This window comes from Escherichia sp. SCLE84, assembly GCF_012584495.1.
GTDB lineage: Bacteria > Pseudomonadota > Gammaproteobacteria > Enterobacterales > Enterobacteriaceae > ECMA0423.
Genome location: NZ_CP051430.1, coordinates 4,688,769 through 4,714,013 on the forward strand (window position 1 = coordinate 4,688,769; position 25,245 = coordinate 4,714,013).

Annotated in this window: 20 protein-coding genes, 6 tRNA genes, 1 other RNA gene and 1 pseudogene; 15 read left to right on the forward strand and 13 right to left on the reverse strand. The window is 51.0% G+C overall.

Going from position 1 to position 25,245, the window contains the following annotated elements; translation table 11 throughout:
* Positions 1 to 243: 243 nt before the first annotated feature.
* From xapA to xapR, 4 genes are read left to right on the forward strand one after another with little or no spacing between them, the layout of a single operon-like run.
* Positions 244 to 1,077, forward strand: coding sequence for a xanthosine phosphorylase (gene xapA, locus HGD79_RS22800; RefSeq protein WP_000084573.1), 834 nt, complete (start codon positions 244 to 246; stop codon positions 1,075 to 1,077).
* Positions 1,078 to 1,136: 59 nt separating this feature from the next.
* A complete protein-coding gene (gene xapB / locus HGD79_RS22805) occupies positions 1,137 to 2,393 on the forward strand; it encodes a xanthosine/proton symporter XapB (protein ID WP_000020401.1) in 1,257 nt (418 codons plus the stop codon).
* A 52-nt stretch (positions 2,394 to 2,445) separates the two neighbouring features.
* Positions 2,446 to 2,604 carry a DUF1427 family protein gene (locus HGD79_RS22810; RefSeq protein WP_000651752.1) on the forward strand — a complete coding sequence of 53 codons (159 nt, stop codon included), beginning with the start codon at positions 2,446 to 2,448 and terminating at the stop codon, positions 2,602 to 2,604.
* A gap of 40 nt (positions 2,605 to 2,644) precedes the next feature.
* The gene (xapR, locus tag HGD79_RS22815; RefSeq protein WP_001341600.1) at positions 2,645 to 3,529 is read left to right on the forward strand and encodes a DNA-binding transcriptional regulator XapR; all 885 of its coding nucleotides are present in this window, start codon (positions 2,645 to 2,647) and stop codon (positions 3,527 to 3,529) included.
* Positions 3,530 to 3,637: 108 nt separating this feature from the next.
* Here xapR and HGD79_RS22820 read toward each other — a convergent pair.
* The 5 genes from HGD79_RS22820 to HGD79_RS22840 all read right to left on the reverse strand — a co-directional run bounded on the left by HGD79_RS22820 (position 3,638) and on the right by HGD79_RS22840 (position 4,191).
* Positions 3,638 to 3,763: non-coding RNA, RtT sRNA (locus HGD79_RS22820), on the reverse strand.
* Between the two features lie 30 nt (positions 3,764 to 3,793).
* Positions 3,794 to 3,869, reverse strand: a tRNA-Lys gene (locus tag HGD79_RS22825).
* A gap of 4 nt (positions 3,870 to 3,873) precedes the next feature.
* Positions 3,874 to 3,949, reverse strand: a tRNA-Val gene (locus tag HGD79_RS22830).
* A 46-nt stretch (positions 3,950 to 3,995) separates the two neighbouring features.
* Positions 3,996 to 4,071: transfer RNA gene (locus HGD79_RS22835), tRNA-Val, on the reverse strand.
* Between the two features lie 44 nt (positions 4,072 to 4,115).
* Positions 4,116 to 4,191 (reverse strand) — tRNA-Val (locus HGD79_RS22840).
* 258 nt (positions 4,192 to 4,449) lie between these two features.
* Here HGD79_RS22840 and gltX point away from each other — a divergent pair.
* Positions 4,450 to 5,865, forward strand: coding sequence for a glutamate--tRNA ligase (gltX, locus tag HGD79_RS22845; RefSeq protein WP_000695655.1), 1,416 nt, complete (start codon positions 4,450 to 4,452; stop codon positions 5,863 to 5,865).
* A gap of 51 nt (positions 5,866 to 5,916) precedes the next feature.
* Here gltX and HGD79_RS22850 read toward each other — a convergent pair whose 3' ends face one another.
* Together HGD79_RS22850 and HGD79_RS22855 are read right to left on the reverse strand one after the other, a co-directional pair.
* Positions 5,917 to 6,309, reverse strand: a complete 393-nt coding sequence (locus HGD79_RS22850) for a YfeC-like transcriptional regulator (protein WP_000826503.1) — start codon at positions 6,307 to 6,309, stop codon at positions 5,917 to 5,919.
* 1 nt (position 6,310) lies between these two features.
* Positions 6,311 to 6,670: a YfeC-like transcriptional regulator gene (locus HGD79_RS22855; RefSeq protein WP_000472021.1), complete on the reverse strand. Its 360-nt coding sequence runs from the start codon at positions 6,668 to 6,670 to the stop codon at positions 6,311 to 6,313.
* 220 nt (positions 6,671 to 6,890) lie between these two features.
* Here HGD79_RS22855 and HGD79_RS22860 point away from each other — a divergent pair.
* The 3 genes from HGD79_RS22860 (at position 6,891) to HGD79_RS22870 (ending at position 9,478) form a co-directional block, all read left to right on the forward strand.
* A tRNA-Ala gene (locus tag HGD79_RS22860) sits at positions 6,891 to 6,966 on the forward strand.
* A gap of 39 nt (positions 6,967 to 7,005) precedes the next feature.
* Positions 7,006 to 7,081, forward strand: a tRNA-Ala gene (locus tag HGD79_RS22865).
* Positions 7,082 to 7,288: 207 nt separating this feature from the next.
* A complete protein-coding gene (locus HGD79_RS22870; protein WP_001368265.1) occupies positions 7,289 to 9,478 on the forward strand; it encodes a sensor domain-containing phosphodiesterase in 2,190 nt (729 codons plus the stop codon).
* 49 nt (positions 9,479 to 9,527) lie between these two features.
* Here the strand turns inward: HGD79_RS22870 and nupC are convergent, their stop codons facing one another.
* On the reverse strand, positions 9,528 to 10,730 hold the full coding sequence (gene nupC / locus HGD79_RS22875) for a nucleoside permease NupC (RefSeq protein ID WP_000376337.1): 1,203 nt from the start codon (positions 10,728 to 10,730) through the stop codon (positions 9,528 to 9,530).
* A 335-nt stretch (positions 10,731 to 11,065) separates the two neighbouring features.
* Between nupC and HGD79_RS22880 the strand changes: the two genes are divergently transcribed.
* Positions 11,066 to 12,304, forward strand: a complete 1,239-nt coding sequence (locus HGD79_RS22880) for an Nramp family divalent metal transporter (RefSeq protein ID WP_139496428.1) — start codon at positions 11,066 to 11,068, stop codon at positions 12,302 to 12,304.
* Positions 12,305 to 12,444: 140 nt separating this feature from the next.
* On the opposite strand, the gene ypeC is transcribed toward HGD79_RS22880, so the two are convergent.
* Both ypeC and HGD79_RS22890 read right to left on the reverse strand, forming a co-directional pair.
* Positions 12,445 to 12,771, reverse strand: coding sequence for a DUF2502 domain-containing protein YpeC (gene ypeC / locus HGD79_RS22885; RefSeq protein WP_000490072.1), 327 nt, complete (start codon positions 12,769 to 12,771; stop codon positions 12,445 to 12,447).
* Between the two features lie 114 nt (positions 12,772 to 12,885).
* The gene (locus tag HGD79_RS22890; protein ID WP_000903106.1) at positions 12,886 to 14,142 is read right to left on the reverse strand and encodes an ion channel protein; all 1,257 of its coding nucleotides are present in this window, start codon (positions 14,140 to 14,142) and stop codon (positions 12,886 to 12,888) included.
* A 203-nt stretch (positions 14,143 to 14,345) separates the two neighbouring features.
* Between HGD79_RS22890 and glk the strand changes: the two genes are divergently transcribed.
* The 6 genes and pseudogenes from glk (at position 14,346) to ptsP (ending at position 21,782) form a co-directional block, all read left to right on the forward strand.
* Complete coding sequence (gene glk, locus HGD79_RS22895) at positions 14,346 to 15,311, forward strand: glucokinase (RefSeq protein WP_000170346.1); 966 nt, start codon at positions 14,346 to 14,348, stop codon at positions 15,309 to 15,311.
* Between the two features lie 218 nt (positions 15,312 to 15,529).
* The gene (locus HGD79_RS22900) at positions 15,530 to 15,856 is read left to right on the forward strand and encodes a PTS fructose transporter subunit IIB (protein WP_001296874.1); all 327 of its coding nucleotides are present in this window, start codon (positions 15,530 to 15,532) and stop codon (positions 15,854 to 15,856) included.
* 21 nt (positions 15,857 to 15,877) lie between these two features.
* Complete coding sequence (locus tag HGD79_RS22905; protein WP_000985336.1) at positions 15,878 to 17,125, forward strand: PTS fructose transporter subunit IIC; 1,248 nt, start codon at positions 15,878 to 15,880, stop codon at positions 17,123 to 17,125.
* Positions 17,126 to 17,139: 14 nt separating this feature from the next.
* Positions 17,140 to 18,225 (forward strand): aminopeptidase, encoded by a 1,086-nt coding sequence (gene ypdF, locus HGD79_RS22910; protein WP_000173282.1) that lies wholly within the window; start codon positions 17,140 to 17,142, stop codon positions 18,223 to 18,225.
* A complete protein-coding gene (ypdE, locus tag HGD79_RS22915; RefSeq protein WP_000366023.1) occupies positions 18,225 to 19,262 on the forward strand; it encodes an aminopeptidase in 1,038 nt (345 codons plus the stop codon). Before ypdF ends, ypdE begins: the two co-directional genes overlap by 1 nt.
* Before the next feature lie 24 nt (positions 19,263 to 19,286).
* Positions 19,287 to 21,782, forward strand: a pseudogene (gene ptsP, locus HGD79_RS22920) (phosphoenolpyruvate--protein phosphotransferase).
* Positions 21,783 to 21,784: 2 nt separating this feature from the next.
* Here ptsP and HGD79_RS22925 read toward each other — a convergent pair.
* The 3 genes from HGD79_RS22925 to ypdA are packed head-to-tail and all read right to left on the reverse strand — an operon-like array spanning position 21,785 to position 25,101.
* Complete coding sequence (locus HGD79_RS22925; RefSeq protein WP_000646844.1) at positions 21,785 to 22,642, reverse strand: AraC family transcriptional regulator; 858 nt, start codon at positions 22,640 to 22,642, stop codon at positions 21,785 to 21,787.
* A 12-nt stretch (positions 22,643 to 22,654) separates the two neighbouring features.
* Complete coding sequence (gene ypdB, locus HGD79_RS22930; protein ID WP_001295458.1) at positions 22,655 to 23,389, reverse strand: two-component system response regulator YpdB; 735 nt, start codon at positions 23,387 to 23,389, stop codon at positions 22,655 to 22,657.
* Positions 23,390 to 23,403: 14 nt separating this feature from the next.
* Complete coding sequence (gene ypdA, locus HGD79_RS22935) at positions 23,404 to 25,101, reverse strand: two-component system sensor histidine kinase YpdA (protein ID WP_000544359.1); 1,698 nt, start codon at positions 25,099 to 25,101, stop codon at positions 23,404 to 23,406.
* Between the last annotated feature and the right edge of the window lie 144 nt (positions 25,102 to 25,245).

Genomic DNA, 25,245 nt, shown 5'->3' on the forward strand with positions numbered 1-25,245 from the left:
AATTCCCTATGCCGATCGTTATTAGCAGATTGCTTAATAAAGTGGTTTGCTAAAAACGACATATTGTTAATGCAAAGGAATTAATATCGCCAATACAGTTTTTACCGTGGATTAATAGAGAAAAGATATAAATCCATCGATATCGAATCGCTATTGAATGCGTGAGAAAAGTGTATTGGTAAGAGCCGGGACAACCTCGCTATAAAAAGGCGTTAGATTCCACCCTACAGAAAAAGGATATGTATGTCTCAGGTTCAATTTTCTCATAACCCGCTGTTTTGCATAGATATTATCAAGACTTATAAACCTGATTTCACGCCACGAGTGGCCTTTATTTTAGGTTCCGGGCTCGGCGCGCTGGCCGATCAGATTGAGAACGCTGTCGCAATTTCCTACGAAAAGCTGCCGGGCTTCCCGGTAAGTACGGTACATGGTCATGCGGGGGAGTTAGTGCTGGGCCATCTCCAGGGCGTACCGGTGGTATGTATGAAAGGTCGCGGACATTTCTACGAAGGTCGTGGAATGACCATTATGACTGACGCAATTCGTACCTTTAAGCTGCTGGGCTGCGAGCTACTGTTCTGCACCAATGCGGCAGGCTCGCTGCGTCCGGAAGTGGGGGCAGGCAGCCTGGTCGCATTGAAAGATCATATCAACACCATGCCCGGTACGCCGATGGTGGGTCTTAACGATGATCGTTTTGGAGAGCGCTTCTTCTCACTGGCAAATGCCTACGATGCGGAATACCGCGCACTGTTACAAAAAGTGGCGAAAGAAGAGGGTTTCCCTCTGACGGAGGGCGTGTTCGTCTCGTATCCGGGGCCGAATTTCGAGACTGCGGCGGAAATTCGCATGATGCAAATTATTGGTGGGGATGTTGTTGGTATGTCTGTGGTGCCTGAGGTTATTTCAGCTCGCCATTGCGACCTTAAAGTCGTTGCGGTCTCTGCGATTACCAATATGGCGGAAGGTTTAAGCGATGTGAAATTGTCACATGCGCAAACGCTGGCGGCTGCGGAGCTCTCTAAGCAGAACTTCATCAACCTTATTTGTGGCTTTCTGCGCAAAATTGCCTGAGAAAAACAATAAGAAACGGCCTCGCGGGTGAGGCCAAATGATGCGACAAGGAAACGATTATGAGCATCGCGATGCGCTTAAAGGTAATGTCCTTTTTGCAATATTTTATCTGGGGGAGCTGGCTGGTTACCCTCGGCTCTTACATGATTAATACCCTTCATTTTACCGGCGCTAATGTTGGCATGGTTTACAGTTCCAAAGGGATCGCCGCGATTATTATGCCTGGTATAATGGGGATCATCGCAGACAAATGGCTGCGCGCAGAACGTGCATACATGCTGTGTCACCTGGTGTGTGCGGGCGTACTTTTTTATGCGGCATCCGTAACTGATCCGGATATGATGTTTTGGGTGATGTTAGTCAATGCGATGGCGTTTATGCCGACTATTGCGTTATCGAACAGCGTCTCTTATTCCTGTCTTGCCCAGGCAGGGCTTGACCCGGTGACCGCTTTCCCGCCCATTCGCGTTTTTGGTACGGTGGGGTTCATTGTCGCGATGTGGGCAGTAAGCCTGCTGCATCTGGAATTGAGTAGTCTGCAGCTGTATATCGCGTCCGGTGCGTCATTGCTGCTGTCGGCTTATGCGCTGACTTTGCCGAAGATTCCGGTTGCGGAGAAAAAAGCGACCACATCGCTTGCCAGCAAGCTGGGTCTGGATGCCTTCGTGCTGTTTAAAAATCCACGCATGGCCATCTTTTTCCTCTTTGCCATGATGCTGGGTGCGGTACTGCAAATTACCAACGTTTTTGGTAATCCGTTCCTACATGATTTCGCCCGTAACCCGGAGTTTGCTGACAGTTTTGTGGTGAAATATCCCTCCATTTTACTGTCAGTTTCACAGATGGCAGAAGTGGGCTTTATACTGACTATCCCATTCTTTTTAAAGCGATTTGGCATTAAAACCGTCATGCTGATGAGTATGGTGGCCTGGACGCTGCGCTTTGGCTTCTTCGCCTATGGCGATCCGTCAACAACCGGATTTATTTTGCTGCTGCTGTCGATGATTGTTTATGGCTGTGCATTCGATTTCTTCAATATTTCTGGTTCGGTATTTGTCGAACAGGAAGTTGATTCCAGCATTCGTGCCAGCGCGCAGGGGCTCTTTATGACCATGGTAAATGGTGTCGGCGCATGGGTTGGCTCGATTCTGAGTGGCATGGCAGTAGATTACTTTTCGGTGGATGGCGTAAAAGACTGGCAAACTATCTGGCTGGTGTTTGCAGGATATGCTCTTTTTCTCGCAGTGATATTTTTCTTTGGGTTTAAATATAATCATGACCCTGAAAAGATAAAGCATCGAGCGGTGGCTCATTAAAAGGATTCGCAGCTCTGCTCTTCAGAGCTGCTTTTATGATAAAGGTTAATTAGTGAAAGATATTTTATTTTCTTCCGGCGTTGGTTTTGGCATTGGTGCTTTGTTTACAATCGTGCGCTTGCCTATTCCTGTACCAAATGTATTACCAGGTATATTATCCATTGTGTTTATGTATGTCGGATATCTGGTGGTGAAATACTTTATGCCATGATAATTTAATACGATGTATTTATTATATGGAGCACTTAATTATGGAACGCGTATACAGAACAGATCTTAAGTTGCTCCGTTATTTTCTTGCCGTAGCGGAAGAGTTGCATTTTGGCCGCGCAGCAGCGCGTTTAAATATGTCTCAGCCTCCGCTCAGTATTCATATTAAAGAGCTGGAAAATCAACTCGGCACGCAGCTTTTTATTCGCCATTCGCGCAGCGTCGTACTGACACACGCGGGCAAAATCTTGATGGAAGAATCGCGTCGATTGCTGGTGAATGCTAATAATGTATTGGCTCGGGTTGAACAAATAGGTCGGGGAGAAGCAGGGCGGATTGAACTCGGCGTAGTGGGAACGGCTATGTGGGGACGGATGCGCCCGGTTATGCGGCGATTCCTCAGGGAAAATCCTAACGTTGAAGTTCTTTTTCGCGAAAAGATGCCCGCGATGCAAATGGCCCTGCTGGAACGACGTGAACTCGATGCCGGGATCTGGCGAATGGCGACAGAACCACCGACAGGTTTTACCAGCTTACGGTTGCATGAATCGGCGTTTCTGGTGGCGATGCCTGAAGAGCATCATCTCTCATCATTTTCCACCGTTCCGCTGGAAGCGCTACGTGACGAGTATTTTGTTACAATGCCGCCCGTGTACACTGACTGGGATTTTTTGCAGCGAGTTTGCCAGCAGGTGGGATTTTCACCGGTTGTTATTCGCGAAGTTAATGAACCGCAAACGGTACTCGCCATGGTCAGTATGGGTATTGGTATCACATTGATAGCGGACAGCTACGCACAAATGAACTGGCCAGGTGTCATTTTCCGTCCGCTCAAACAGCGCATCCCTGCAGATTTATATATTGTTTATGAAACACAGCAGGTGACGCCCGCGATGGTTAAGCTGTTGGCTGCATTGACACAGTAGGTGAGGAGACAGGAATTGCCGGAAATAGTCGTCTGCTAAGTGAAGCGCATCAGGCAATTTCGCAAATCGCAGATAGCAAAAAAGCGCCTTTAGGGCGCTTTTTTACATTGGTGGGTCGTGCAGGATGACTCGCTTCGCTCGCCCTTCGGGCCGTCGCCGCGAGCGGCTCCGTTGTTTCGCTGCGCTCAACTCAAACCTGCTGCAGGTTCGAATCTTTGAGTATCGCAGATAGCAAAAAAGCGCCTTTAGGGCGCTTTTTTACATTGGTGGGTCGTGCAGGATTCGAACCTGCGACCAATTGATTAAAAGTCAACTGCTCTACCAACTGAGCTAACGACCCGAAGTGGTGGGTGATGACGGGATCGAACCGCCGACCCCCTCCTTGTAAGGGAGGTGCTCTCCCAGCTGAGCTAATCACCCACTTCGGTACTTCACATTTTTACAAGAAATTTAGCTGGCGAGAAAGTGGTGGGTGATGACGGGATCGAACCGCCGACCCCCTCCTTGTAAGGGAGGTGCTCTCCCAGCTGAGCTAATCACCCACTTCTCAATTTCTTGCTACACGGCGGAGACTACATAAAGTAGTTGGTGGGTGATGACGGGATCGAACCGCCGACCCCCTCCTTGTAAGGGAGGTGCTCTCCCAGCTGAGCTAATCACCCCCGCTGTGTGGAGTCGCATTATAGGGAGAGTTCAAAATGAGTCAACGCATTTTCTAAAGAAATTGTTCGTTCGTCGTAAATTTAAGCAAGATGATCGCAAAACGGACCGTGTTGCGCAATTTGTCAACGAAAACAATAATGCGTAAGGTAGAAACCCGAACTACATTGAGGAATCAGGCGGGAGTGATAGAATATCGCCCACTCAATTTTTCCAGGATTTGCCGGTTGTCGGCATCTTTCTAAACGTAAGGCCATTTCATGAAAATCAAAACTCGCTTCGCGCCAAGCCCAACAGGCTATCTGCACGTTGGCGGCGCGCGTACTGCTCTTTACTCCTGGCTTTTTGCACGTAACCACGGCGGTGAGTTCGTGCTGCGTATTGAAGACACCGATCTTGAGCGTTCCACGCCGGAAGCTATCGAAGCCATTATGGATGGCATGAACTGGCTGAGCCTGGAGTGGGATGAAGGTCCGTACTACCAGACCAAACGTTTTGATCGCTACAATGCGGTGATCGATCAGATGCTGGAAGAGGGCACTGCTTATAAATGCTATTGCTCTAAAGAGCGCCTGGAAGCGCTGCGCGAAGAGCAAATGGCGAAAGGTGAGAAGCCGCGTTATGACGGTCGCTGCCGCCACAGCCATGAGCATCATGCTGATGATGAACCGTGTGTCGTGCGTTTTGCTAATCCGCAGGAAGGTTCTGTTGTTTTTGACGATCAGATCCGTGGTCCGATCGAGTTCAGCAACCAGGAGCTGGATGATCTGATTATCCGCCGTACCGATGGTTCCCCAACCTATAACTTCTGTGTGGTTGTCGATGACTGGGATATGGAAATCACCCACGTTATCCGTGGCGAAGACCATATCAACAACACGCCGCGCCAGATCAACATTCTTAAGGCCCTGAAAGCGCCGGTGCCGGTTTACGCGCACGTTTCTATGATCAATGGCGATGACGGTAAAAAACTGTCCAAACGTCACGGGGCAGTCAGCGTAATGCAGTATCGTGATGACGGTTATTTGCCAGAAGCACTGCTGAACTATCTGGTGCGTCTGGGCTGGTCCCACGGCGATCAGGAAATCTTCACTCGTGAAGAGATGATCAAATACTTCACTTTGAATGCCGTCAGCAAATCTGCCAGTGCGTTCAACACCGACAAGCTGCTGTGGCTGAACCATCACTACATTAACGCGCTGCCGCCGGAGTATGTTGCTACTCACTTACAGTGGCACATTGAGCAGGAAAATATCGATACCCGTAACGGCCCGCAGCTGGCTGATCTGGTGAAACTGCTGGGCGAACGCTGCAAGACGCTGAAAGAGATGGCACAGAGCTGCCGTTATTTCTACGAAGATTTTGCTGAGTTCGATGCCGATGCGGCGAAAAAACATCTGCGTCCGGTAGCGCGTCAGCCGCTGGAAGTGGTTCGTGACAAACTGGCCGCGATTACTGACTGGACCGCTGAAAACGTTCATCACGCTATTCAGGCGACGGCGGATGAGCTGGAAGTGGGTATGGGTAAAGTTGGTATGCCGCTGCGTGTCGCCGTAACCGGTGCGGGGCAGTCTCCAGCACTGGATGTTACCGTTCACGCAATTGGTAAGACCCGCAGTATCGAGCGTATCAACAAAGCGCTGGATTTTATTGCTGAACGCGAAAATCAGCAGTAATTAGCGTGTAAAAAGATAAACGGCAGGAGATAATATCCTGCCGTTTTTTATTTATGCTGATTCGTCAATATCGAGACGGGCGAGGAAATTGCGAATTCCTTCACGTGACAAAAATTGCGCGACTTTTTCCTGCTCAATGTCTGTCATATTATCTATCGCGTTGATGATTTGTCGATACGCCGGGGCGCGTGCTCCAGGAGCGTATTCAGCAATTCTCTCTTCAGCTTCCATCAACATTGGTGTGTTATGGAAGGCTGGCGTGTTCTGAATAAACTCGCAAACTTGCGTATCGACCAGAATAAGTCTGGCACGACCGCCTTTCACGCCGGGAAATTTTTCCGTTTTCCAGCCTTTTTCTCTGATCCAACGGTTAACAGTTTGTTTAGCCACACCGAGGCATTCAGCCAGTTCTTCGGTGGTCATTTTGTTGCGTAATCTTTTCATATTATTTGCTATCGCGAATCCCTAAGCGTTGTAACAATCCGATAATCCCTTCCCGCAGAAGCAAGGATGTAAACTGTTTTTGTTCAACTGGCGTCATCTCTTTCGCCAGTGTCACCAGCAATACTTCAAGCGGCGCATCACCAGAAAGGGCAGGCGCTTCTCCCTGACCTTCTGGACGTTCAGCATTGCGAATATATTCACGAACCTGTTCATTGACGTGAACCAGTCGGGCTTTGCCACCCTGGACGCCAGGTTTTGGTGACGTTGTCCAGCCTTCCTTGCGTACCCATTTATTAATGGTCTGGCGGCTATAGCCGGTCAGTCTGGCAAGTTCATCTGGTGTCATCCTCTCCTTGAACATAACAATTCCCTGAATGTATGTGGGTCTATTAGTAGTTCATTTTATAACACCACTTTACAGGAAACCGTGACATGAATAACTACTGAATGCGAGCGGTTTTCCAAAATTGTTCATTTGCCTGATTTTTCAGCGATTGAAACTACACGTTGCAATTTGCCGTTGACACATTCGGGCGGAATTCATATGATGCCGCCCGTCAACTCGACAAGCTTTACGTGACGGGGCTATAGCTCAGCTGGGAGAGCGCTTGCATGGCATGCAAGAGGTCAGCGGTTCGATCCCGCTTAGCTCCACCAAATTTTGCACCCAGCAAATTTGGTACGTAAACGCATCGTGGGGCTATAGCTCAGCTGGGAGAGCGCTTGCATGGCATGCAAGAGGTCAGCGGTTCGATCCCGCTTAGCTCCACCAAATTTCCAACCCTCGCTGCAAAGCGGGGGTTTTTTGTCTCTGCTTTTTGCCGCTTTTGTAATACAGTCTACGTCCGGGTTAGCGCCGCCTGGTGAAAGCATCATTGGATGAAAAATCGGCAACAGGCTGGCCCCTGTTTGCTTCGCGATGCGAATAAACTTATTATTTGTGTGCCTGAAAACCCCGATCAGTGAGAGTAGTGTACTCATGTTTGTGGAGCATAACCTGATAAAAAATATCAAGATATTCACACTAGCGTTTACGCTCACCGTGGTACTTATTCAGCTATCCCGTTTTATTTCGCCACTTGCCATTATCCATTCCAGTTATATCTTTCTGGCGTGGATGCCACTGTGCGTAATGCTGTCAATCTTGTTTATCTTTGGCTGGCGCGGTGTCGTTCCCGTTTTATGCGGGATGTTTTGCACCAATCTGTGGAACTTTCATCTCTCTTTTTTACAGACTGCGGTCATGCTCGGTAGCCAGACGTTTGTCGTGTTGTGTGCCTGCGCAATATTACGCTGGCAGCTGGGGACGCGTTGGCGTTATGGATTGACCAGCCGATATGTCTGGCAACGTCTGTTCTGGCTTGGTTTGGTGACGCCGATCGGCATCAAATGCAGCATGTATCTTGTGGGGAGCTTCTTTGATTTCCCGCTAAAGATATCCACCTTTTTCGGCGATGCGGATGCCATTTTCACGGTCGTTGATTTGCTAAGCCTTTTCACCGCTGTGCTGATTTACAACATGCTTTTCTACTATCTCACTCGCATGATTGTAAGTCCCCACTTTGCGCAGATATTGTGGCGCAGGGATATCGCTCCGTCGTTGGGCAAAGAGAAACGCGCATTTACCTTAAGCTGGCTGGCAGCGTTAAGCGTGCTGCTACTTCTGTTGTGCACACCTTATGAAAACGACTTTATTGCCGGTTACTTGGTACCCGTTTTCTTCATCATCTTTACCCTCGGGGTCGGTAAGCTTCGCTATCCGTTTTTAAATCTCACCTGGGCTGTTTCAACGCTTTGCCTGCTGAATTACAACCAGAACTTTTTGCAAGGGGTGGAAACCGAATATTCGCTGGCATTTATTCTTGCGGTGCTGATTTCCTTTAGCGTTTGCCTGCTCTATATGGTGCGCATTTATCATCGCAGTGAATGGCTTAATCGCCGCTGGCATTTGCAGGCGCTGACAGATCCGTTAACGCTCCTACCCAACTTTCGTGCGTTGGAACAAGCGCCGGAGCAAGAGGCGGGCAAGAGTTTTTGCTGCCTGCGCATTGATAATCTTGAGTTTATGAGTCGTCATTACGGCTTAATGATGCGCGTTCACTGTATCCGCTCAATTTGCCGTACGCTGCTGCCGTTGATGCAGGAAAACGAAAAGTTGTATCAATTGCCGGGTAGTGAACTGCTGTTAGTGCTGAGCGGGCCGGAAACGGAAGGGCGACTCCAGCATATGGTTAACATCCTGAATAGTCGGCAAATTCACTGGAACAATACCGGGCTGGATATGGGCTATGGTGCTGCCTGGGGGCGTTTTGATGGAAATCAGGAAACCCTGCAACCCTTGTTGGGGCAGTTAAGCTGGCTGGCGGAGCAATCCTGCGCACATCATCATGTGCTGGCGCTGGATAGCAGAGAGGAGATGGTTTCCGGGCAGACCACTAAACAGGTGCTATTGCTGAATACCATTCGCACGGCGTTAGATCAGGGTGATTTGCTGCTCTACGCCCAGCCAATTCGCAACAAAGAGGGTGAAGGTTATGATGAGATCCTCGCGCGACTGAAATATGACGGCGGCATTATGACCCCGGATAAGTTTCTGCCCCTTATTGCTCAGTTTAACCTTAGCGCGCGTTTTGATTTGCAAGTGCTGGAATCCTTGTTGAAGTGGCTGGCAACACACCCTTGCGACAAAAAAGGACCGCGCTTTTCAGTCAATTTAATGCCGCTCACGCTGCTGCAAAAGAATATTGCCGGGCGGATTATTCGTCTGTTTAAGCGTTATCACATCTCCCCGCAGTCGGTCATTCTTGAGATCACCGAGGAGCAGGCGTTTTCTAACGCAGAAAGCAGCATGTACAACATCGAGCAGCTGCATAAGTTTGGTTTCCGGATTGCGATTGATGACTTTGGCACCGGATATGCCAACTACGAACGGTTAAAGCGTTTGCAGGCTGATATCATCAAAATTGATGGCGTCTTTGTGAAAGATATTGTCACGAACACGCTGGATGCGATGATTGTGAGATCAATTACCGATCTGGCGAAAGCGAAGTCATTGAGTGTGGTCGCGGAGTTTGTCGAGACGCAACAGCAGCAGGCGCTATTGCATAAGCTCGGGGTGCAATATCTGCAAGGGTATTTGATTGGTCGCCCGCAGCCATTAGCTGATTAACAGGCGTAAAAAAGCCGGGGAATGATCCCCGGCTTTTTTATGTATGGTTTTACAGCACCAGTGCTGCGATTGACGCAGACAGCACACTCACCAGGGTAGAGCCGTAAACCAGTTTCAGACCGAAGCGAGAAACCACGTTACCTTGCTCTTCATTCAGGCCTTTAACTGCACCTGCGATAATCCCGATTGAAGAGAAGTTAGCGAAGGAAACCAGGAACACAGAGATGATGCCTTCAGCACGCGGAGAGAGCGTGGAAGCAATTTTCTGCAGATCCATCATCGCAACGAACTCGTTGGAAACCAGTTTGGTCGCCATGATACTGCCCACTTGCAGTGCTTCACTGGAAGGAACACCCATCACCCATGCAATCGGATAGAAGATGTAGCCCAGGATGCCCTGGAAGGAGATGCTGTAGCCAAACCAGCCAGTCACAGTAGCAAACAGTGCGTTCAGTGCGGCGATCAGGGCGATAAAGCCGATCAGCATCGCGGCAACGATAATGGCAACCTTGAAACCTGCCAGAATGTATTCACCCAGCATTTCGAAGAAGCTCTGACCTTCGTGCAGGTTGGACATCTGAATGTTTTCTTCACTGGCATCAACACGGTAAGGGTTGATCAGCGACAGCACGATAAAGGTGCTGAACATGTTCAGTACCAGCGCCGCAACGACATATTTCGGCTCCAGCATGGTCATGTATGCACCAACGATGGACATAGATACGGTGGACATCGCCGTTGCTGCCATGGTGTACATACGATTGCGGGAGATTTTGCCGAGGATATCTTTATAGGCAATAAAGTTTTCAGACTGACCCAGAATCAGGGAGCTGACGGCGTTAAAGGATTCCAGTTTGCCCATGCCGTTGACTTTGGAGAGCAGGAAACCAATTGCGCGGATAATCACCGGCAACACGCGAATGTGCTGGAGAATACCGATCAGTGCAGAGATAAAGACGATTGGGCACAGCACTTTCAGGAAGAAGAATGCCAGGCCTTGATCATTCATGCTACCAAAGACGAAGTTAGTCCCTTCGTTGGCAAATCCGAGCAGTTTTTCGAACATTTCGGAGAAGCCTTTCACGAAGCCTAAACCAACGTCGGAGTTCAGGAAGAACCACGCCAGTAACACTTCGATAACAAGCAGTTGAATAACATAACGGATACGAATTTTTTTGCGGTCGCTGCTTACCAGCAGTGCGAGAATCGCAACAACGGCAAGTGCCAGTACAAAATGAAGGACGCGGTCCATATTTGCTCCAAATATGAGGCAGGTTAAATTTCCGTGCACATTCTATGTAACATGGTTAAGGAAAACGAGATCTGACACACACTATAATGACGTCCTGTGACAAGCTTCAAAAATAGTGATCTGTCATACATTTCTGCTATGTTGTGTATGGAAGCTGAAAGTTATGTAAATGTGCTAACATTAAACATAACCATAACATTCAAGTCATCAATCTTTTCGTAGTCATAATCCAGGTCTATCAGAGAAATCACCACAACCCATTTAAATGAATTTGATAATCATTCTCGTTTGGCATAGCATGAAACATAGCAAAGGCTATGTTTTAGAGGCACAAGATGACGAACTATCGCGTTGAGAGTAGCAGCGGACGGGCGGCGCGCAAGATGAGGCTCGCATTAATGGGACCTGCGTTCATTGCGGCGATTGGTTATATCGATCCCGGTAACTTTGCGACCAATATTCAGGCGGGTGCCAGCTTCGGCTATCAGCTACTGTGGGTTGTCGTTTGGGCCAACCTGATGGCGATGCTGATTCAGAACCTCTCTGCCAAACTAGGGATTGCCACCGGTAAAAATCTGGCGGAGCAGATTCGCGATCACTATCCGCGTCCCGTAGTGTGGTTCTATTGGGTTCAGGCAGAAATTATTGCGATGGCAACCGACCTGGCGGAATTTATTGGTGCGGCGATCGGTTTTAAACTCATTCTTGGTGTCTCGTTGTTGCAGGGCGCGGTGCTGACGGGGATCGCGACTTTCCTGATTTTAATGCTGCAACGTCGCGGGCAAAAACCGCTGGAAAAAGTGATTGGTGGGTTACTGTTGTTTGTTGCCGCGGCTTACATTGTCGAGTTGATTTTTTCCCAGCCTAACCTGGCGCAGCTGGGTAAAGGAATGGTGATCCCGAGTTTACCTACTTCGGAAGCGGTCTTCCTGGCAGCAGGCGTGTTAGGGGCGACGATTATGCCGCATGTGATTTATTTGCACTCTTCGCTCACTCAGCATTTACATGGCGGTTCGCGTCAACAACGTTATTCCGCCACCAAATGGGATGTGGCTATCGCCATGACGATTGCCGGTTTTGTCAATCTGGCGATGATGGCTACAGCTGCGGCGGCGTTCCACTTTTCTGGTCATACTGGTGTTGCCGATCTTGATGAGGCTTATCTGACGCTGCAACCGCTGTTAAGCCATGCTGCGGCAACGGTCTTTGGGTTAAGTCTGGTTGCTGCCGGACTGTCCTCAACGGTGGTGGGGACACTGGCGGGGCAGGTGGTGATGCAGGGATTCATTCGCTTCCATATCCCGCTGTGGGTGCGTCGTACAGTCACCATGTTGCCGTCATTTATTGTCATTCTGATGGGATTAGATCCGACACGGATTCTGGTTATGAGTCAGGTGCTGTTAAGTTTTGGTATCGCCCTGGCGCTGGTTCCACTGCTGATTTTCACCAGTGACAGCAAGTTGATGGGCGATCTGGTGAACAGCAAACGCGTAAAACAGACAGGCTGGGTGATTGTAGTGCTGGTCGTGGCGCTGAATATCTGGTTGTTGGTGGGGACGGCGCTGGGATTGTAGTTGAATGAGCGTCGCATCTGGCACTATTGGCGGATGCGGCGTAAACGCCTTATCCGCCCTACGCGTTAAAGAGCCGGTTTGTAGGCCTGATAAGACTCGCTAGCGTCGCATCAGGCATTGTGTTCCATTGGCGAATGTGTTTAATGGCGGTGTCCATGTCCGCGGCCTTTTCCGCGATGATCGTCACGATCGCGCCAGCCTTCACGATAGCCACGCTCATACGCTTTACGCTTATCCCAGCCACGATGATAGCCATTATCATGACGCCACCAGCGGTTTTTACGCCACTCATAATTGCGATGCCAGTAGTCACGGTCGCGCCAGTGACCACCGTCCCAGTAATTACCGTAATGATCGCGATCGCCAATTTGTAATTTGATTGATGGCAGTAGGGTGATTTCACCTGCGTTTGCTGCAAGCGGGGTAAATGCCATCAGGGCGGCCGCCAGAAACAGTGACCTGAACATTGTTATTCTCCTTCACGATCGAAGCCGTCAGCGGCCTGTTAACGCAATATTACGGGGAGGTAAAGCCCCGTATCATCGCCATAACTCTTAAATCATAAAGGAGAGCATTTTTTGCTAAACGTTATCGTGGGGTGGCTGTTGCTTCGGACGATTGACCATCATCATCGGCTTACCTGCTAATAACAGCCATGCCGGAAGCATGACGATACAGAGCAGCGGTAGCAATGTGGTATTGGGTACAACGACCGCCGCCATAAAAAGACTTAACCAGCCATCGCGTGTTACCACCAGCACGATGCCGAGAATAGCGCAAGAAACGGTTATTGCCGCTGGTACGGCGGGTACGTGCTCATGCAGCATCAACCCTAATGCCACGCCGACAAACACTGCCGGGAAGATTCGCCCACCGCGAAAGCCACTGGCGGCAGCAACGACCAGGGCGGCAAGTTTAATTACCGCCAGCAAAAAGTAATCGCTGGTGCTGAAAGCCTGATTTGCCACCATCTGCTGCATCTCATCCAGCCCTTTAAACAGCGAAACTGGTCCACCAATAACCCCCAGAATACCGAGAATAAATCCGCCAATACCCAGCACGAGCACCGGATTTTTCATTTGATTCATCATCGCGTGCAACCGTGGTAAGCACCATACGGCGACCATCCCTGCTGCGATGGCAATCGCCGCGACAATTGCACCGCTGAGAATATCGGTCATTTCCATCTGTCCGTAATGCGCAATGGGCAGTGAAAAATGGGGATGGAAAAATAATCCGGTAGTAAGTGCACCAGCTGCTGCCGCCATTAATGGCGCAAAAAGACGATCCCATAGCGGAACTTCACTACTGCCATTTAAGGTTTGCGAAAATATCAACGCCGCCGCAACAGGTGTACCAAACAGCGCGCCGATGGTTCCGGCAGAGGCTAAAATAGTCCACTCCATTCGGTTGACGCGCGGTAACAGACGAGCGCCAATGGCAACCGCAAGGGCGATATTGACGGTCATGATCGGATGTTCCGGCCCCAGGCTGACGCCGCCAGCAAGACCGAGAATTAATGCTACGATAAGTCCTGGTAGCGCAGAGGGCGGAACTGGTGCGCCGATCAGCGGTTCACAGGCGGGGTCTGGTCCGGCATGACCCTGGCTGAAACGGATAACCAACCCCACCGCAATACCCGTTAGCGTTAATACACCGATGATCCAGAGAGGTGAATCCTGGGCTATCCCCAGAGTTCCCGGCAGTCGTTGCCAGAGCAAATTCTGTAATGCCGAGGCGATTTTCATCACCACAATCAGAATAAGACTGGACGCAATCCCAATTGCCACGGCGGGGAGCGATAATAACAACATGGTTCTGGCTCGCGGATGGAGCATGTTCTATTCCTTATGCGGGGTCAGATACTTAGTTTGCCCAGCTTGCAAAAAGGCATCGCTGCAATTGGTGCTGAAACGATAAAGTAAATGTGTGACCCAGATCGATATTTACAGGGAGCCTGCCTTTCCGGCGTTGTTGTTATGCCCCCAGGTATTTACAGTGTGAGAAAGAATTATTTTGACTTTAGCGGAGCAGTTGAAGAATGACAAAGTATGCATTAGTCGGTGATGTGGGCGGCACCAACGCACGTCTTGCTCTGTGTGATATTGCCAGTGGTGAAATCTCGCAGGCTAAGACCTATTCAGGGCTTGATTACCCCAGCCTCGAAGCGGTCATTCGCGTTTATCTTGAAGAACATAAGGTCGAGGTGAAAGACGGCTGTATTGCCATCGCTTGCCCAATTACCGGTGACTGGGTGGCAATGACCAACCATACCTGGGCGTTCTCAATTGCCGAAATGAAAAAGAATCTCGGTTTTAGCCATCTGGAAATTATTAACGATTTTACCGCTGTATCGATGGCGATCCCGATGCTGAAAAAAGAGCATCTGATTCAGTTTGGTGGCGCAGAACCGGTAGAAGGTAAGCCTATTGCGGTTTACGGTGCCGGAACGGGGCTTGGGGTTGCGCATCTGGTCCATGTCGATAAGCGTTGGGTAAGCTTGCCGGGCGAAGGCGGTCACGTTGATTTTGCGCCGAATAGTGAAGAAGAGGCCATTATCCTCGAAATACTGCGTGCGGAAATTGGCCATGTTTCGGCGGAACGCGTGCTTTCTGGCCCTGGGCTGGTGAATTTGTATCGCGCAATTGTGAAAGCTGACAACCGCCTGCCAGAAAATCTCAAGCCAAAAGATATTACCGAACGTGCGCTGGCTGATAGCTGCACCGATTGCCGCCGCGCGTTGTCGCTGTTTTGCGTCATTATGGGCCGTTTTGGCGGCAATCTGGCGCTCAATCTCGGGACATTTGGCGGCGTGTTTATTGCGGGCGGTATCGTGCCGCGCTTCCTTGAGTTCTTCAAAGCCTCTGGTTTCCGTGCCGCATTTGAAGATAAAGGGCGCTTTAAAGAATATGTCCATGATATTCCGGTGTATCTCATCGTCCATGACAATCCGGGTCTTCTCGGTTCCGGTGCACATTTACGCCAGACCTTAGGTCACATTCTGTAAATCCTTCCTGTTATATCGGGAGGTAACTCTCCCGATAATCTTTTAAATCATACAGTTAATTCAATTTTTCTTTGTGTCCCCTCACAAGGCCGACCTGCGTCACACTTCCATACAGCGGGATTAATTCTCCAGTAAATGCATTATTTGTCTGGTAACGGCGATTTGTTTTGCACGTTCATAATTTCACTCGTCAACTATCACTGAACGAGGAATTAACGATGAGTAAGAAACTGATTGCCTTATGTGCCTGCCCGATGGGCCTGGCTCACACTTTTATGGCCGCTCAGGCGCTGGAAGAAGCGGCGGTAGAAGCCGGTTATGAAGTGAAAATTGAAACCCAGGGCGCGGACGGCATCCAGAATCGCCTGACGGCGCAGGATATCGCCGAAGCGACCATCATCATCCATTCCGTGGCAGTTACCCCGGAAGATAACGAACGTTTCGAATCACGCGACGTTTATGAAATCACTTTGCAGGACGCAATTAAAAACGCTGTAGGCATCATCAAAGAAATCGAAGAGATGATTGCCTCTGAACAACAGTAATATTCGACAGGGATAATTGTTATGGCCATTAAAAAACGCAGTGCAACCGTTGTGCCTGGCGCATCCGGTGCGGCAGCGGCAGTTAAGAATCCGCAGGCCTCTAAAAGCAGCTTCTGGGGTGAACTCCCGCAGCATGTGATGTCAGGGATTTCACGCATGGTGCCGACCTTAATTATGGGCGGTGTGATCCTCGCTTTCAGCCAGCTGATTGCTTATAGCTGGCTTAAAATTCCTGCTGAGATCGGCATCATGGATGCTCTTAATAGCGGGAAATTCTCCGGTTTCGACCTCTCCTTACTGAAATTTGCCTGGCTGTCGCAGTCCTTCGGCGGCGTGTTGTTTGGCTTTGCTATTCCGATGTTTGCCGCTTTTGTGGCGAACTCTATCGGCGGCAAACTGGCGTTCCCGGCTGGTTTTATCGGCGGCTTGATGTCTACCCAGCCGACGCAACTGCTGAACTTCGATCCCAGCACTATGCAATGGGCGACCTCTTCGCCGGTGCCGTCCACCTTCATTGGTGCGCTGATTATATCTATCGTTGCTGGTTACCTTGTGAAATGGATGAACCAGAAAATCCAGTTACCAGATTTCCTGTTAGCGTTCAAAACCACATTTTTGCTACCGATTCTTTCCGCCATTTTTGTCATGCTGGCGATGTACTATGTCATCACCCCATTTGGTGGCTGGATCAACGGCGGTATCCGTACCGTGCTGACTGCCGCAGGTGAGAAGGGCGCGCTGATGTATGCAATGGGGATTGCCGCGGCGACCGCAATCGACCTTGGTGGCCCAATCAACAAAGCGGCAGGTTTCGTTGCCTTCAGCTTTACCACCGACCACGTATTACCGGTTACCGCGCGTTCTATCGCTATCGTTATTCCGCCGATTGGTCTGGGGCTGGCGACCATTATCGACCGTCGTTTAACCGGCAAACGCCTGTTCAACGCTCAACTTTATCCGCAGGGTAAGACCGCCATGTTCCTGGCGTTTATGGGGATCAGTGAGGGTGCGATTCCGTTTGCGCTGGAAAGCCCCATCACCGCCATTCCGTCGTATATGGTCGGCGCTATTGTCGGCTCAACCGCCGCTGTCTGGCTGGGCGCAGTGCAATGGTTCCCGGAGTCCGCTATCTGGGCATGGCCGCTGGTCACTAACCTGGGCGTCTATATGGCGGGGATCGCGCTGGGGGCAGTCATAACTGCGCTGATGGTGGTGTTCCTGCGTCTGATGATGTTCCGTAAAGGCAAATTGTTAATCGATAGCCTGTAAGAAGGAAAATCCAGATGACATTACTCGCTTCGCTGCGCGACTGGCTTAAGGCGCAACAACTGGATGCAGTGCTTCTCTCCTCACGGCAGAACAAACAGCCGCATCTGGGGATCTCCACCGGATCAGGCTATGTGGTTATTAGCCGTGAAAGTGCGCACATTCTGGTGGATTCGCGCTATTACGTTGAGGTGGAAGCCCGTGCGCAAGGCTACCAGCTGCATTTGCTTGACGCGACGAACACGCTTACCACTATCGTCAATCAAATCATTGCCGATGAGCAGTTGCAAACGCTCGGTTTTGAAGGCCAGCAGGTGAGTTGGGAAACCGCGCACCGCTGGAAGTCTGAACTCAATGCGAAACTGGTTAGCGCCACGCCGGATGTGCTGCGGCAAATCAAAACGCCAGAGGAGGTGGAGATAATCCGCCTCGCCTGTGGGATTGCCGATCGCGGAGCGGAGCATATTCGCCGCTTTATTCAGGCGGGGATGAGCGAGCGCGAGATAGCCGCTGAACTGGAGTGGTTTATGCGCCAGCAGGGCGCAGAAAAAGCCTCTTTTGACACCATTGTCGCCAGCGGCTGGCGCGGGGCGCTGCCGCACGGCAAAGCCAGCGACAAGATTGTTGCAGCGGGCGAGTTTGTCACTCTCGATTTTGGTGCGCTGTATCAGGGCTACTGCTCTGATATGACGCGCACCTTGCTGGTGAATGGCGAAGGGGTGAGCGCCGAATCTCACCCGCTGTTTGACGTCTATCAGATTGTCCTGCAGGCACAGCTCGCGGCAATCTCTGCAATTCGCCCCGGCGTGCGCTGCCAGCAGGTTGACGATGCCGCGCGCCAAGTGATTACCGAGGCAGGTTTTAGCCACTATTTCGGTCATAACACCGGTCATGCTATCGGCATTGAAGTTCATGAAGATCCGCGTTTTTCACCGCGGGACACCACGACGCTACAGCCAGGCATGTTACTGACCGTGGAGCCGGGGATTTATTTGCCAGGGCAAGGGGGCGTGCGCATCGAAGATGTTGTGCTGGTTACCCCGCAAGGCGCAGAAGTGCTCTACGCCATGCCGAAAACAGTGTTGCTCACGGGAGAGGCATAATGGATTTATCGCTATTAAAAGCGTTGAGCGAGGCAGATGCGATCGCCTCCTCGGAACAGGAAGTGCGGCAGATCCTGCTGGAAGAAGCGGATCGCCTGCAAAAAGAAGTGCGATTTGATGGTCTGGGATCGGTGCTGATCCGCCTCAATGAATCGACAGGTCCGAAGGTGATGATCTGCGCCCATATGGACGAAGTGGGATTTATGGTGCGTAGCATCTCCCGCGAAGGGGCAATTGATGTGCTGCCGGTTGGCAACGTGCGCATGGCTGCCCGCCAGCTGCAGCCGGTGCGCATCACCACCCGTGAAGAGTGCAAAATTCCAGGCCTGCTTGACGGCGACCGGCAGGGGAATGACGTCAGCGCCATGCGCGTGGACATTGGTGCGCGCTCGTATGACGAAGTGATGCAGGCGGGAATTCGTCCAGGCGATCGCGTCACCTTTGATACAACTTTTCAGGTTCTCCCTCACCAGCGGGTGATGGGGAAAGCCTTTGATGATCGCCTCGGTTGCTATCTGCTGGTGACGTTACTACGTGAGCTGCACGATGCCGAACTGCCTGCGGAGGTGTGGCTGGTGGCAAGTTCCAGCGAAGAGGTGGGATTACGCGGTGGGCAAACCGCTACCCGCGCGGTGTCGCCGGACGTCGCCATTGTGCTGGATACCGCCTGCTGGGCGAAAAACTTTGATTATGGCGCGGCTAACCATCGCCAGATTGGTAACGGCCCGATGCTGGTGTTAAGCGACAAGTCACTGATTGCGCCGCCAAAACTTACCGCCTGGATCGAAACCGTGGCGGCTGAAATTGGCGTACCGTTGCAGGCAGATATGTTCAGCAACGGCGGCACGGACGGCGGAGCGGTGCACTTAACCGGTACTGGCGTACCCACAGTGGTAATGGGGCCTGCCACCCGCCACGGACATTGCGCGGCATCGATTGCCGATTGCCGCGACATTTTGCAGATGGAGCAACTTTTATCTGCCCTTATTCAACGTCTTACGCGTGAGACGGTTGTTCAACTGACGGATTTCAGATGATCTCCTGATTAACCCGGAGCGGTTATGTTAACGATTCAATTTCTCTGTCCTTTGCCTAACGGTCTACATGCTCGTCCGGCGTGGGAACTTAAAGAACAGTGCAGCCAGTGGCAAAGCGAAATCACCTTTTTCAACCATCGCCAGAACGCAAAGGCCGATGCTAAAAGCTCGCTGGCGTTGATTGGAACTGGCACCTTATTTAATGACAGTTGCAGCCTGAACATTAGCGGCAGCGATGAAGAGCAGGTGCGGCGCGTGCTGGAAGAGTACATCCTGGTGCGCTTTATCGACAGCGACAGCGTTCAGCCGACGCAGGCAGAACTGACGGCGCATCCGCTGCCGCGTTCATTAAGCCGCCTTAACCCGGATTTACTGTACGGCAATGTGCTGGCAAGCGGCGTCGGCGTGGGTACGCTGACCCTGTTACAAAGCGACAGCCTCGACAGTTATCGGGCAATCCCCGCCAGTGCGCAAGATTCCACCCGGCTGGAGCACAGCCTGGCAACGCTTGCCGAGCAACTGAACCAGCAATTGCGTGAGCGTGACGGCGAAAGCAAAACTATCCTCAGCGCCCATTTGTCGCTGATTCAGGATGATGAATTCGCGGGCAATATCCGTCGTCTGATGACAGAACAGCATCAAGGGCTGGGGGCGGCGATCATCAGCAATATGGAGCAGGTTTGCGCCAAACTTTCTGCTTCTGCCAGTGATTATCTGCGCGAACGTGTTAGCGACATTCGCGATATTAGCGAACAGTTGCTGCATATCACCTGGCCGGAACTGAAGCCGCGCAACAATCTGGTGCTGGAAAAACCGACTATTCTGGTAGCCGAGGATTTAACCCCAAGCCAGTTTTTGAGCCTCGATTTAAAAAATCTTGCAGGCATGATTCTGGAGAAAACTGGGCGCACCTCGCATACCCTGATTCTGGCCCGCGCCTCGGCGATCCCGGTACTGAGCGGCCTGCCGCTGGATGCGATTGCCCGTTATGCCGGGCAACCGGCGGTGCTTGACGCCCAGTGCGGCGTGCTGGCGATTAACCCGAATGACGCGGTGAGCGGTTATTATCAGGTCGCACAGACGCTGGCGGATAAACGCCAAAAACAACAGGCGCAGGCCGCCGCGCAGCTGGCCTATTCCCGTGATAACAAGCGTATTGATATTGCGGCGAATATCGGCACCGCTCTGGAAGCGCCAGGCGCGTTTGCCAACGGCGCGGAAGGCGTTGGACTGTTCCGTACTGAAATGCTCTATATGGATCGCGACAGCGCGCCGGACGAGCAGGAGCAATTTGAAGCCTACCAGCAGGTGCTACTGGCAGCGGGCGACAAGCCGATTATCTTCCGCACAATGGACATCGGTGGCGATAAAAGCATTCCTTATCTGAATATTCCCCAGGAAGAGAACCCGTTCCTCGGCTATCGCGCGGTACGTATTTACCCGGAATTTGCTGGCCTGTTCCGCACTCAACTACGGTCGATTTTGCGCGCCGCCAGTTTTGGCAACGCCCAGTTGATGATCCCGATGGTCCACAGTCTCGATCAGATCTTATGGGTAAAGGGCGAGATCCAAAAAGCGATCGTTGAGCTTAAGCGCGATGGCCTGCGTCATGCAGAGACGATTACGCTGGGGATCATGGTGGAAGTGCCGTCGGTGTGCTACATCATCGATCACTTCTGCGATGAGGTCGATTTCTTCAGTATCGGCTCCAACGATATGACCCAGTATCTGTATGCGGTCGATCGTAATAACCCGCGCGTATCGCCGCTGTATAACCCGATTACGCCATCGTTCCTGCGCATGTTGCAGCAGATTGTTACCACTGCGCATCAGCGGGGCAAATGGGTAGGCATTTGCGGTGAACTGGGCGGTGAAAGCCGTTATCTGCCGCTACTGCTTGGGCTGGGCCTGGATGAGCTGAGTATGAGTAGCCCGCGTATTCCGGCGGTGAAAAGCCAGCTTCGTCAACTGGATAGCGAGGCGTGTCGGGAACTGGCGCGTCAGGCATGTGAATGCCGCAGTGCGCAGGAAATTGAAGCGTTACTCACCGCCTTTACGCCGGAAGAAGACGTTCGCCCACTGCTGGCGCTGGAGAATATCTTTGTTGATCAGGATTTTAGCAATAAAGAGCAGGCGATCCAGTTCCTGTGCGGCAACCTCGGCGTTAACGGGCGCACTGAACATCCGTTTGAGCTGGAAGAAGACGTCTGGCAGCGGGAAGAGATTGTTACCACCGGCGTTGGTTTTGGCGTAGCGATCCCGCACACCAAATCTTAGTGGATCCGTCATTCCAGTATCAGCATTGCCCGGCTGGCGAAACCGATTGACTGGCAGTCAGAAATGGGCGAAGTCGAACTGGTGATCATGCTGACGCTGGGTGCTAACGAAGGGATGAATCATGTGAAAGTCTTCTCGCAGCTGGCGCGTAAACTGGTGAATAAAAACTTCCGCCAGTCGTTGTTTGCCGCGCAAGATGCACAAAGTATCCTGACGCTGCTGGAAACAGAATTAACCTTCTGACGTTAGCCCTGAAAACGGGCGCTGTACTCTCCCGGCGTCAGACCAAACTGACGCCGGAAAACGCGACAAAAATAGTCGCTATCCGGAAAACCGCAACGCTGTGCCACTTCATGAATTGACAGATGATATTTCTGCAAAATCATCCTCGCCTTCGCCATTCGCACCCAACGCACATACTCGATAAAACGCATCGTTCCATGCTGAGCAAACAGTTTTGACAGATGATTGGGCGTGATATTAAAAAACTGCGCCACGCTCTCGCGGGTGAGCGGCTGGGCATAATTATCCTGAACCCAGTTACAAATGCTGTGATAGAGAAAATCGCCGCGCGGCTGCGAATTGCCCGGCGGCATATTCACCACGTTACGGCAAAGATGCAGCAAACTTAACACCAGTGGCTGAATGATATTCTGCTCCAGCGGCGAACGGCTAAGATGGGTGAGGGCGGTAAGCATCGCTTCACCTTCACCGCGTTGCAGGCTGGGAAGCTGGATCTGGCGAGCAGGATGCAACAACGACGTGGTGCGGCTATCGTAAAACGATAACCCAAGCCAGGTCGGTGCGAACACCAGGCTTAACAGCATCACCGGTTTGTTGTTGATCGGTAAATTAGCCGCGCGTGCCGGAATAAACAGCATTTCTCCTTCCACCATTCGCTGCTGCTTTGCTTCCAGCAGGTTGCCGTATTCGCCGCGCAGCACGATATCCAGACGGGGAAAATCAATACATAAACTGCCCACCGGTAACGAGGCAGGCTGGCTGGCAAACCAGACGCGCCCCAGTAGTTGCGGGTTAAGCACCAGGCCGCTGAACAGATCGGCGAAAAATTGTTGATCGGCGGGCAAGCCTGGTGCTTTCATGAAAGTTCCCGATTAAAGATGCATTAACTGGCGAAATTCTTTCACTTTGCTGCGGCTGACCGGCACTTCAAAATCCAGATCTTTCAGTCGCAGAATGTAGGTGTTATTAAACCACGGTTCGATTTCGCGTATTTTGTTCAGATTGACACAAAATGAGCGATGGCAGCGGAAAAAATGCGACGGCGGCAGTTTGCTGCAAAATTCGGTAATGTTCATCGGCATTACGTAGGATTCACGCCGCGTATAGACAAAGGTCATTTTCTCGTGCGCTTCGGCGTAATAGATATCGTTAATTGGCGTGACGATTATTCGCTCATCTTTCACCAGATTAATGGTGTCATTCTCACGCGTTACCGTCGCGGCAGGCGTACTGCTGGTCTGCTGTTGTTGCCAGGCCGCTTCCAGTTTTTGCAGCATCCCGGTAATACGTGACTCCTGATACGGTTTGAGAATGTAGTCAAACGCCTCCAGTTCAAACGCTTCTACCGCATGTTCTTTCCACGCGGTGATGAACACAATAAACGGTTTATGGGCGAACTGGCTGATGTTTTGCGCCAGCAACACGCCATCCAGCGACGGAATATTGATATCCAGAAAAATGGCGTCGACGCGGTTATGCTGCAAAAACTTCAACACGTCCAGACCGTCGTCAAAGGTGCCGACAATCTCCATCTGGCTGTGCTCTTTAATTAGCCAGCTCAGTTCCTGTTGTGCCAGGAATTCGTCTTCAACAATGATGACTTTCACAATATCACTCCGGCTCAAAGCAATAACGTAGCCTGTGAGGCGACTGGGGTGCGTTGGTTAGGAATGTAAAACGCAATTTCCGTTCCTGGTTCCAGGCGGCGGATATGCAGCCCCTCGCCATACAATAACTTCACGCGATGATGAACATTCAGCAGGCCAATTTTATTGCCCGGCATTTCATTCGCTTCGACCCGCTCAATCACCTTTGGATCGATGCCGTGCCCGGTATCCCGCACCGCAATGCGTACCCGATTGCCGCACTCTGCAACGCTGATGGTGACAACGCCTTTACCTTTGCAAGGCTGAATACCGTGGACAATGGCATTCTCCACCAACGGCTGGATCAGCAGGCTGGGAATGCAGCAATTCACCTCTTCATCAATATCATAGATAACCGTCAGCTTGTCGCCAAAGCGGGCCTGCTCAATGGCAATATAGTCTTTAATTTGATACAGCTCTTTTTTGATATCGATTTGCTCATCGTCTTTTAATTCAATGTTATAGCGCAGATAACGCGACAGATTAAAGATCAGCTGGCGAGCAGTATCCGGATTCAGACGGATTGATGATGAAATAGCGTTCAAAGCGTTAAACAGGAAATGGGGATTAATTTTGCTTTGCAGGGCGCGAAGCTCTGCCTTATTTGCCATTTCACGTAGCTGCTCGGCGCGTGAAACCTCCAGTTGGGTGGAGATGATTTGCGACAGACCGACCGCCATTTCCTGTAATGACGAGGTGATCTGATGCGCGTGGCAGTAGTAAATTTTCAGCGTTCCGGTCACAACGCCTTTCTCCCACAATGGGATCACCAGCATGGAATGAATCTCTGGTGTGCGGTGGGCTTCATCATTGTTTTTAATGATGATTTTTCCGTAATTCATCGCCTGACGGGTAGTCGGGCTAATGAAGTCATCGCCATTCTGATAGTTATGTTCACCCACGCCAACATAGGCCAGCACATGATCGGTATTGGTAATCGCCACCGCATCGGCGTGAATGTCATCGCGAATAATTTCACAAACTTTGCGTAATGACTCGCTATTGACATGGCGAAACAGAGGTAGCGTTTTGTTGGCGATATCCAGCGCCAGCTTGGCCTGCCGCGCGGCGCTGGCCTCTTTTTCGCCCTCAACGCTTTGCACCAGAAGCACAATAAAGCCGATACAGACGCTACCGAGGATCATTGGAATGCCGATTTTAGAGACGATATCGATCCCCAACGCGGTAGTTGGTGCCCAGACAATTACCAGAATCATGGTCAACGTCTCACACAACATGCCGCCGAGAATACCGACGCGCCAGCGCTGTGCTTTGGGGATTTTCAGGTTTATCCAGCCTGATATACAACCCGCCAGAATGCTGGTGATAAAGCAGGGGATCGCCGTCACGCCGCCGATATCAATTAAATACCGGTGAATACCCGCAATCACGCCGGTAATGATGCCTACCCACGGGCCAAACAGAATCCCGCCGGACATCACCGCGATAATACGTACGTTCACCAGCGAGCCTTCTACGGGAACGCCGGACCAGGTGCTGAACAGGGCGAACAGCGAGAAAATGGCGGTAACGGCGAGCAATTCTTTTGGGGAGTGCGCCGACTTGTGCAACAGTTCGCGAAACAGGCGGATACGGATGAGAAAGAACAGGCAGATAAGCATTAACGCTGCCCGATCGAAGACCGCCAGCAGCATGTTGAATATTTCGTGCACGGGTGACTCTGAATAAGGATTAAACCTCTATGATAGGTAACCTGAAGGCTGATGACCAGCAGGCCGTTTTTGAGGAAAAACCATAAATTTAAAAGGGGATTGAAAGATAAATGGTGTATTAGCAATGTATCTCTTGATAATGCA